Source organism: Henriciella sp. (assembly GCF_049649345.1).
Lineage (GTDB): Bacteria > Pseudomonadota > Alphaproteobacteria > Caulobacterales > Hyphomonadaceae > Henriciella.
On record NZ_JBARZC010000410.1, the window covers coordinates 1 to 8,845 of the forward strand.

The 8,845-nt window shown below is 61.5% G+C and carries 8 protein-coding genes and 2 pseudogenes; 9 read left to right on the plus strand and 1 reads right to left on the minus strand.

Annotated elements, in window-relative coordinates; genetic code table 11:
* Positions 1-244 (plus strand): annotated as a pseudogene (locus WA989_RS11370) (hypothetical protein); the annotation flags it as partial.
* On the opposite strand, the gene WA989_RS11375 reads toward WA989_RS11370, so the two are convergent.
* A complete protein-coding gene (locus tag WA989_RS11375; protein ID WP_424340617.1) occupies positions 241-1,023 on the minus strand; it encodes a 2-keto-4-pentenoate hydratase in 783 nt (260 codons plus the stop codon). The pseudogene WA989_RS11370 and the gene WA989_RS11375 sit on opposite strands and share 4 nt — an antisense overlap.
* 178 nt (positions 1,024-1,201) lie before the next feature.
* On the opposite strand from WA989_RS11375, the gene WA989_RS11380 reads away from it, so the two are divergent.
* The 8 genes and pseudogenes from WA989_RS11380 to WA989_RS11415 form a co-directional block, all read left to right on the plus strand.
* Positions 1,202-2,611 carry a pectate lyase family protein gene (locus WA989_RS11380; RefSeq protein ID WP_424340618.1) on the plus strand — a complete coding sequence of 470 codons (1,410 nt, stop codon included), beginning with the start codon at positions 1,202-1,204 and terminating at the stop codon, positions 2,609-2,611.
* A gap of 78 nt (positions 2,612-2,689) precedes the next feature.
* A complete protein-coding gene (locus WA989_RS11385) occupies positions 2,690-3,736 on the plus strand; it encodes a LacI family DNA-binding transcriptional regulator (protein ID WP_424340624.1) in 1,047 nt (348 codons plus the stop codon).
* Positions 3,737-3,808: 72 nt separating this feature from the next.
* Positions 3,809-4,450 carry an RpiB/LacA/LacB family sugar-phosphate isomerase gene (locus tag WA989_RS11390; protein ID WP_424340619.1) on the plus strand — a complete coding sequence of 214 codons (642 nt, stop codon included), beginning with the start codon at positions 3,809-3,811 and terminating at the stop codon, positions 4,448-4,450.
* Positions 4,451-4,496: 46 nt separating this feature from the next.
* The gene (kduD, locus tag WA989_RS11395; protein WP_424340620.1) at positions 4,497-5,258 is read left to right on the plus strand and encodes a 2-dehydro-3-deoxy-D-gluconate 5-dehydrogenase KduD; all 762 of its coding nucleotides are present in this window, start codon (positions 4,497-4,499) and stop codon (positions 5,256-5,258) included.
* 11 nt (positions 5,259-5,269) lie between these two features.
* On the plus strand, positions 5,270-6,268 hold the full coding sequence (locus tag WA989_RS11400) for a sugar kinase (RefSeq protein WP_424340621.1): 999 nt from the start codon (positions 5,270-5,272) through the stop codon (positions 6,266-6,268).
* A 32-nt stretch (positions 6,269-6,300) separates the two neighbouring features.
* Positions 6,301-7,863 (plus strand): carboxylesterase/lipase family protein, encoded by a 1,563-nt coding sequence (locus WA989_RS11405; RefSeq protein WP_424340622.1) that lies wholly within the window; start codon positions 6,301-6,303, stop codon positions 7,861-7,863.
* Between the two features lie 11 nt (positions 7,864-7,874).
* Entirely contained in the window at positions 7,875-8,369 is a 495-nt protein-coding gene (locus WA989_RS11410) for a hypothetical protein (protein ID WP_424340623.1), read from the plus strand.
* Positions 8,366-8,845, plus strand: a pseudogene (locus WA989_RS11415) (hypothetical protein); the annotation flags it as partial. The gene WA989_RS11410 and the pseudogene WA989_RS11415, both read left to right, overlap by 4 nt.

Below are 8,845 nucleotides of genomic sequence, written 5' to 3' on the forward strand. Positions count from 1 at the left end.
CCGCCTGCACATCCGCATGAAGAATGACCGGCACATCCTGACCTTCCATTACCGAACCGGCGAGACCGAAGCCTGGCGGAAGATGGACGTGCAGATGGAAGTCTCAGGCTACCACCACAATGTGGCCTATGACTTTCTGAGCCTGCGGCCGGCGATCTATGCTGCCGGTCGGAACGCGGCGCATTTCGACCGCGTCAGCTATCGCGCGCTCGGCTATTTCCAGGCGAGACCGCGTGCGTCCTAGTCAGCCTTGCGGAAGGGGACGAGCTTGCAGGTGATTTCATGTGCGCCGCCAAGCGTCACGCTCGCTTCATCGCCTGCATAGGCCTGGTGGACGCCTGTTGCCGCGCCGGTCAGAATTTTCATGCCGGCCTTCATGGGATGTCCCCGCTGGGCCGTGTTCTCAAGGGCGTATCTGACTGATTCAAGCGGTCCGCCAGGCATGCCGACTGGCGCAGATGTGCCGACGACGCGGCCATTGATGCGGGTCTCGAAAGTCCAGGATTCGATCTTCAGCGCTTGCCAGCCGGGAATTTCATCGCCGAGGATCAGGCCGCGATTGTTGCCGAAGTCACTGATCGTGACGAGCGGGCCGTGATCATTGATTTCGGGAAACGGGCTGCTGGCGATCTCGATACCGACATGAAGCGACGCGACAAGGGCGCGCGCATCATCGAGCGTGAAATGCGTTTTTCTGGAGGGCACGTCCTCTGAGATAATTGCGGTCACTTCGCCCTCGACGGCGGCAAAGCCGGAGGCAAAGACCGGCATGTCGATCACGCTGCCATTATAGTCGTGTGTATATGTGGAATAGACCGGGCCTACGAGGCGCGTGACATCGAGCGTCTTGCGCCAGTCGCCATTGATGCCGCCAACCTTCCATCCTGTCAGCCGATCAGGAAAGGCATCCATCGCGGCGTCCTGAATTGCATAGGCTTCTTCAAGTGTTCCGGGCTTGGTGCCGGGATAGGCAGGGAGGGCAAGGCCGTCCGTTCTCGCCCTTACGAAGGCTTTTGCTCGCATGTCCGCGACTCCTGACCCTTTTACTGTACTTTGCATTCCCGCCTCCCTGACCCAGTGACATATTGCTCTTCTAGACAGTTAAGGAAACCGGTGTCATAACCTGTCTATATACATTAAATGGGAAGTGGCCAAGCCTTTATGGAGCCATAATCTCAGCAAGACTTCGAGGGAGACAATGATGAAGCAAAGCAGCAGGAAATTCGCAGGACTGGCAATGGCCGCAGGGGTATTGTTTGCGTCATCGGCTTGCGCCCAGATGCCGGCCGCGAACACCGGCGCCGCAGAGTCTGCGGACGCCTCAGCCTTTGCGTCCGAGCGGATGGAGCCGGCGAAGGCCTGGGAATACGGCGCCCCGCTTCTGGCCAGAGACATCACGAATGGCGGCGCTGGCGGTGACATCATCCGGGTGACGTCGCTGGCCTCGAGCGGCCCGGGTACGTTGAGGGACGCGCTATCTCAATCAGGCCCGCGCATCATCGTCTTCGAAGTGGCCGGCGTGATTGATCTGGCAGGCGACAATATCGCCATTCGCGACCCCTTCGTGACGATCGCAGGACAGACGGCGCCGTCTCCTGGTGTTACGCTGGTCAAGGGCGGCCTGGTCATTAGCGGGCATGATGTGATCGTGCAGCACCTCCGCATCCGGCCGGGGGATCTCGGCGAGGCGCCGCGCTCCGGACGCGACATCGATGCGATCACAACGTCTTCGGCCTACAATGTCGTCGTCGACCACTGCTCACTCTCCTGGGCGACAGATGAGAACCTGTCGGCTTCAGGGCCGCGCTTTACAGGGGAATCCGAGGCAGACTGGAGAGAGGGCACATCGCACAACATCCTGTTTTCGCAGAATATCGTCGCAGAGGGCCTGGCTCATTCCACCCATGCCAAAGGCGAGCATTCGAAGGGCTCGCTCATTCATGACAATGTCTCGGACATTGTCATCTACGCCAATCTCTACACCTCGAACTATGAGCGCAGCCCGCTCTTCAAGGGCGGTGTGCAGGGCGCGGTGATCAACAACCTTATCTATAATCCGGGCCAGCGCGCGGTTCAGTATAATCTGCAGGACCTGGAATGGGGCGATGTTCCGCCTGTGCTTGGACGGATGGATCTGATCAATAACGCCTTGCGCGCCGGGCCGTCGACCGAAGAGGGCCTGCCGCTTCTCATGATTGGCGGCACAGGCAACCTGTCGGTTCACATGTCCGGCAATCAGGCGCATGACCGCTGGGGCGGCGACCTGCCAACGCTCGGCCGCTATACGAGTAATCCCACCGAGATTATCGAGACGGATGCACCGCATTTCAGCTGGAGCGGCCTCGACGTGCTTCCGACAGAAGAGGTGGAGACCTATGTGCTCGCCCATGCTGGCGCGCGCCCCTGGGACCGGGATGTAAATGATGTGCGCGTGCTCGCCGATGCGGCAGAAGGGCGGGGCGGTATCATCGATAGCCAGGAAGAGGTTGGCGGATATCCCGACTTTCCACAGGTCAGCCAGGCGTTCGACGCTGATCGATGGAACCTTGAGACGATGGCACCAAAGGCAGACAGCGCGCTCGATGCAGAGGCGGGCGCTCGGGGCACCTGATTTGTGCGCTTTCGGAGACTAGCTTAATACAGGGTCCAGAAAGCAAAACCGGAGACTGACTTGGCCAAGACTGATGACATGAAGCCCGGTTCTGGCCAGGACGGGTCGGCCATCTCGGGCCGCATCACGATCAATGACATTGCGCGGCTTGCAGAAGTCTCAAAGAAAACAGTGTCCCGGGTGCTCAACAACCACCCTCTGGTCAAGGATGAGACGCGCAAGCGCGTCAAGGCGATCATGGACGAGCATGGTTACTCTCCCGATCCGCAGGCGCGCGCACTCGCCTTTCGCCGGTCCTTCCTGATTGGCCTCGCCTACGACAATCCGAGCCCGCAATATGTGGTCAACATGCAGCGCGGCATTCTAGACGCGCTGGAAGGGACGGACTATCAGCTCGTTCTGCAGCCGGTCGACCGCCAGGACCCTGATTATATTGGAAAGATTGAGCGCTTTGTTGAGCGCCACAGGCCGACCGGCCTGATCATGCCGCCGTCGGTTTCAGAGGATGACGCGGTGGCGGAAATGCTGGTCAAGCATAATTGCGACTTCATCAGGATCGCCTCGGTGGACCTTGATGAACCGGCCAGGTTGGTGCGTACCCATGATGCAGAGGGGGCCGCGCAGGCGGCCCGCCATCTTGCCAATCTGGGTCACAAGCAGATCGCCCACATTCATGGCCCGCGGTCCTTCCGCTCGGCCCATGAACGCTTGTTCGGCTTCCGTCAGGGGCTGTCGGAATTCGGCATCGAACTCAGCCCGAGCCTGACTATTGAAGCGGGCTACACCTTCGATTCCGGTGTCCATGCGGCTGACAATCTTCTGTCGCGGCCTGACAGGCCGACAGCCATTTTTACCGGTAATGATGAGATGGCGATCGGTGTTTACACGTCTGCCCGCAATGCCGGCCTGCGCGTGCCGGAAGACCTGTCAATTGTCGGATTTGATGACACACCCATGGCCAGCCGGATCGCGCCGGCCCTCACCACGGTTCGCTTGCCGATCCGTGAGATGGGACAGGAAGCAGCAAGGGGGCTGATGCGCCTCGTTAGCGAGGCGGGCAACAAGCGCAATGACAGTTTCAAGCCGGAGATCATTGTTCGCCGGTCCACGGCTCGGCCAAGTTAGAAGTACGGTTGATAGAGCCGGGTTAGAGTGTTATGACACCGGTTACCAAAACTGACGCTGAAGGAAGCTCACATGAACATCGCCCTCATTATCGAAAACAGCCAGGCCGCAAAAAACGGCATCGTTCATGACGCGCTCAAGTCCGTGGTCGATCCGCTCGGCCACACAGTGCATCACTACGGCATGTACACGCCGGAAGACAAAGCGCACCTGACCTATCCGATGATCGGCATTCTCGCAGGTATTCTGATCAATTCAAAAGCCGCCGACTTCATCGTGACCGGCTGCGGAACGGGCATGGGCTCCAACCTCGCCTGCAATGCTATGCCGGGCATTTTCTGCGGCCTCGTAATCGACCCGACCGACGCCTTCCTGTTCGGCCAGATCAATGACGGCAATGCGATCTCCATGCCGTATGCCAAAGGCTTCGGCTGGGCGGCAGAGCTCAATCTCCAGGACTGTTATCGCAAGCTGTTCGAAGTCGAGCGCGGCGTCGGCTATCCCAAAGAGCGCGCCGCTGTCATGGCCGAAAACCGCGGCGTCCTCAGCAAGCTCAAGGAAGCCTCCTGCAAGGACATGCTGACGGTTCTGAAATCGGTGGACCAGAATCTGCTGAAGACCGCCATTTCAGGCGAAAAGTTCCAGGACCAGTTCTTCCCGAACTCGCAGGATCAGGAGATGTCCGACTATCTGAAGGGCGTGCTCGCATCCTGATCGAGCCCGTCTCGAACCCTACACACCTCACCTGTCCGGAGGGCATATGAGCCGCAATCCTTTCGATCTTGAAGACAAGGTCGCCATCGTTACCGGGGCCAATACAGGTCTCGGCCAGGGCATGGCCGTCGCGCTCGCAGAGGCCGGCGCAGACCTCGCCCTGGTCGGCCGCTCAAGGCCGGAAGAAACCGTGGAGCTCGTTGAGAAGGCTGGCCGTAAGGCGCATGTCATCATGGCCGATCTTGGCAGCCTCGAGCCGGTCGACACGATCGTTGGCGAGACCCGCGAAGCGCTCGGCGGCCTCGATATTCTCGTCAACAATGCCGGCATTATCCGGCGCAATGACTCCATCGATTTCACCGAAGCAGACTGGGACGCGGTGATGGATGTGAACCTCAAGACGCTGTTCTTCCTCAGCCAGAAGGCGGCGCGCTCGATGATCGACACAAAGACACGCGGCAAGATCATCAATATCGCGTCGATGCTGTCCTATCAGGGCGGCATCCGGGTGCCGTCCTATACGGCCTCCAAAAGCGGCGTGATGGGGCTGACGCGCATCCTCGCGAATGAATGGGCTGGGCATGGTATCAATGTGAACGCCATCGCGCCCGGCTATTTCGCGACCAATAATACCGCCGCGCTGCAGGCCGACGAGACGCGCAACAGGGAAATCCTCGGCCGTATTCCGGCAGGGCGCTGGGGCGACCCGGCAGACCTTGGCGGCGCGGTCGTCTTCCTCGCCTCACGCGCCTCCGACTATGTTCAGGGCATCACCTTGCCCGTCGATGGCGGCTGGCTCGCGCGCTAGGGACATTGAGGATGGCGGGGCGCATCATCTGTTTCGGAGAACTTCTCCTCCGCTTCACCGCGCCCGGCCATGAACGCCTGATGCAGTCGCCGAAATTCGACGTTCACTTCGGCGGTGCTGAAGCCAATGTCGGCGTTTCGCTCGCCCGGTTCGGGCATGCCGTCTCCATGGTCAGCGCCCTGCCGAACAATCCGTTCGGTCACTCGATGCGCTCGGCCCTCAAGGCGCAAGGCGTCAGCACAGACAACGTCCTCTCCGGCGACGGCCGTATGGGCCTCTACTTCCTCGAAACCGGCGCTGTCCGCCGCCCGTCGCGCATTGTCTATGACCGCGCCAATTCTGTTTTCGCAGGGATGCGCGCGGATGCCTATGACTGGTCCTGCCTGCTCAAAGGCGCCGACTGGCTTCACGTTTCGGGTATCACGCCGGCGGTTGGCCCCGCGCCTTCGAAGGCAGTGCTCGGAGCGGTCAGCGAGGCCAGGTCGCAAGGCGTGAATGTTGCTTTTGACGGCAATTACCGCGAAGCGCTCTGGAAGGCGTGGGGCGGTGATGGACCGTCCGTCCTGAAAGACATACTCGCCCATGCGACGGTCGCCTTCATCAATGAACGCGACATCGCACTCCTGCTCGGCATCGATATCGAGCCGCGCGCCGACGCCATATCCCGCGCCTTCGAGACGTTTCCGGGCCTGAAGACCGTCGCAGCCACGACACGCGAGCAGGATTCGGTGTCCAACCAGACGCTGACCGGCGAGCTCTATGCGCGCGAGGGCCACTGGACCTCGCGGCCGCACGATATGGCTAATGTGGTCGACCGGATCGGCGGCGGTGATGCCTTTGCCGCTGGCGTCCTGCATGGGCTGATCGAAGGCTTCGACCCGCAGCGCACCATCGAATTTGCGACAGCCGCGAGCGCCATCAAACACTCAATTCCAGGCGACTGGAACCTGACAAGCCTCGACGAGGTCGAGGAAGCGATCAACGAAAACGGGCTCGACGTCAGACGATAGAGATCTGCCGCAGCCAACAGAGAGGCCCAGGGATGGACATCACAAGACGAACGGCCATTCTGACTACTGCAGCGGCTGCTTCATTATCATCCGGCCTCTATGCCCGCGCCGAGACAGGCACCCGCCCGGTCGACACGACAAGCGGACCCTGGCGCGGCGAGACCAACGCCTCCGGCATCCACGTCTTCAAGGGGATTCGCTACGGCGAAGACACTGCCCGCACCCGTTTTGCCAAACCCGATCCTGCCGCGCGCCGCCCCGACATCCAGACCGCAACCGGCTATGGCGCGGCCTGCCCGCAGCAATCGGACAAACCGCTGGAAAGCGAGGACTGCCTGTTCCTCAATGTCTGGACGCCGGGCCTCGGCGATGACGGAAAACGGCCAGTCATGTTCTACATCCATGGCGGGGCCTATTCGAACGGGTCCGGCTCATCAGAGCTCTATGACGGCACCCGACTGGCGGTGAAGGGCGATGTCGTGGTCATCACGGTGAACCATCGCCTCAATGCATTCGGCTATCTCTATCTCGACCGGCTTTTCCCCGGCGCCTTTCCCGACAGCGGCAATTCCGGCCAGTGGGATCTGGTCCTTGCGCTCAACTGGGTAAAACAGAATGCCGAAGCCTTTGGCGGGGATCCTGACCGCGTCATGGTGTTTGGCCAGTCCGGCGGCGGCGCCAAGATCGCTACCATGATGGCAAGTCCGGCCGCGAAAGGGCTCTTCCACGCAGCGGCCACGATGAGCGGCCAGCAGGTCACCGCCTGTGGCCCTCTCAACGGAACGGCGCGGGCGCAGCGCTATCTCGAGACGGTGGGGTTTAATTCCGTTGATGCGTTGAAGTCCGCGCCGATGGAGCAGCTGGTCGAGGGCCTTGCTGCGCGCGATCCGATCAACGACGCCCACGGCCTCTATTTCGGCCCTGTCCTCGACGAGCGCATGCTGACACGCCACCCCTTCTGGCCGGATGCGCCGGCGCAGTCGGCGAAGATACCGATGATCCTCGGCAACACGGCTGACGAGACCAAGGCCTTCCTCTGGAATGATGAGGCTTTCGCGCTGACCTGGGAGACGCTGCCGGCATACCTCGCCATCCAGATGCGCTGCGACATTCACCCTGAGCTGGTCGTGGCCAAGTATCGCGACTGGTTCCCGGAGCTCGGGCCCGCCGAGATCATGTTCAAGGCGACCACGGCGGGGCGCAGCTGGCGCGGACAGGTCGAGGAATCCGATGTGCGGGCTGCGCAGGGCGCGCCGACCTGGGTCTACCAGTTCGATCTGCCAGCCGCCGAGCGTGAGCGCGGCGCGCCGCATACGATCGATATCGAGCACGCCTTCGACAATCTCGCCCAGCCGCGCGCCATGTCCGGCACGGGCCCGACCGCGATGCGCGTGGCCGACCAGCTCTCGACCGCATTCATCCAGCTTGCCCGCACAGGCGATCCGAACCATGCGGGCCTGCCGCAATGGGGCAAGCATATGCTGCCCAATCGCGAGACCATGGTTTTCGACGCCGAGACCCGGCTGGAGAATGACCCCCGCCAGCGCGAGCGCGAACTTTTTGCCAAAGTCCCCTTCATCCAGTGGGGCACATAAGGAGACGATCCATGAAACGCTTCACGCTTCCCGCCATGGCCGGGCTGATACTGGCGGCCTGCGCCACAACTGAAGATGTCGTCATCACCGAACTCGACCTCTCGGCTCTGCCGGCGTCTGTTACCGCAGCGATCGCGGCCGAACGGCCGGATTTCGAGGTCGAGGAGGTCATGAAGAAGGTTCGCGACGGGCGCACCTATTACGATGTCGAAGGCGAATTGGGCGATGGCTCAGAGCTTGAATTCGACGTGCTGATGGAAGGCGAGAACGCCCGCATCGTCGAGATCCAGCGCGATCTGGAATGGTCCGACGTGCCAGAGGACGTGCGCACGGTGGCGCCTGACGCCAGCGACGGGGCAGAACCGGTTCGCACGATTGAAAGCACGCAGACAGACGGCGCGGTCATCTATGAATTCTTCGCAGACGGACAGCCCTCCGACCCGGCTTGGGAAGTCCGCGTGCGCGGCGGCGAGGTGGAGCTGCTAGACGAACGCTGGATGCATTGATCTGTCGGGCGGTCTTCGCGCTTGGTTTGGCGGCGGTTGCCGGGTGCGCGTCGCACAGTGCGGCGCCCGCCGGCGCGGTCAGGCTTGACGTCGCAGGATATGATGCCTCCCATCCGGCGACCCTTGGCCTCGAGGCTGCGCCGAATGCGGAACACTTCACCGTCTATCGCCCCAGCGATAGCGAGGACTTTGCCTACAATCACGGCGCGGTTCTGACAGTCTTCCAGGGCCGCTTCTACATGCATTGGCAAAGCTCTCGCCGCGATGAGGACGCGCCGGAAACGCGGGTCATGTATGCAATCAGCGAGGATGGCGAAACCTGGTCGCAGCCGCACAGTCTCGCACCAGCCCGTGCCGGCGCGGTCACGACCAATGGCGGCTGGCTGACCGATGGCAGCACGCTCGTCGCCTTCCTGAACATCTGGCCTGTCGTTGAAGACGCGCCCCGCCACGGCTTTACCGATTTTGTCGAAAGC

What these genes read in the sequence shown, in the direction of transcription:
- WA989_RS11380 (WP_424340618.1), top strand. Translation starts at nt 1,202, where the DNA reads ATGAAGCAAAGCAGCAGGAAATTCGCAGGACTGGCAATGGCCGCAGGG.
- kduD (WP_424340620.1), top strand. Translation starts at nt 4,497, where the DNA reads ATGAGCCGCAATCCTTTCGATCTTGAAGACAAGGTCGCCATCGTTACC.
- WA989_RS11400 (WP_424340621.1), top strand. Translation starts at nt 5,270, where the DNA reads ATGGCGGGGCGCATCATCTGTTTCGGAGAACTTCTCCTCCGCTTCACC.
- WA989_RS11385 (WP_424340624.1), top strand. Translation starts at nt 2,690, where the DNA reads ATGAAGCCCGGTTCTGGCCAGGACGGGTCGGCCATCTCGGGCCGCATC.
- WA989_RS11405 (WP_424340622.1), top strand. Translation starts at nt 6,301, where the DNA reads ATGGACATCACAAGACGAACGGCCATTCTGACTACTGCAGCGGCTGCT.
- WA989_RS11390 (WP_424340619.1), top strand. Translation starts at nt 3,809, where the DNA reads ATGAACATCGCCCTCATTATCGAAAACAGCCAGGCCGCAAAAAACGGC.
- WA989_RS11375 (WP_424340617.1), bottom strand. Translation starts at nt 1,023, where the DNA reads ATGCGAGCAAAAGCCTTCGTAAGGGCGAGAACGGACGGCCTTGCCCTC.
- WA989_RS11410 (WP_424340623.1), top strand. Translation starts at nt 7,875, where the DNA reads ATGAAACGCTTCACGCTTCCCGCCATGGCCGGGCTGATACTGGCGGCC.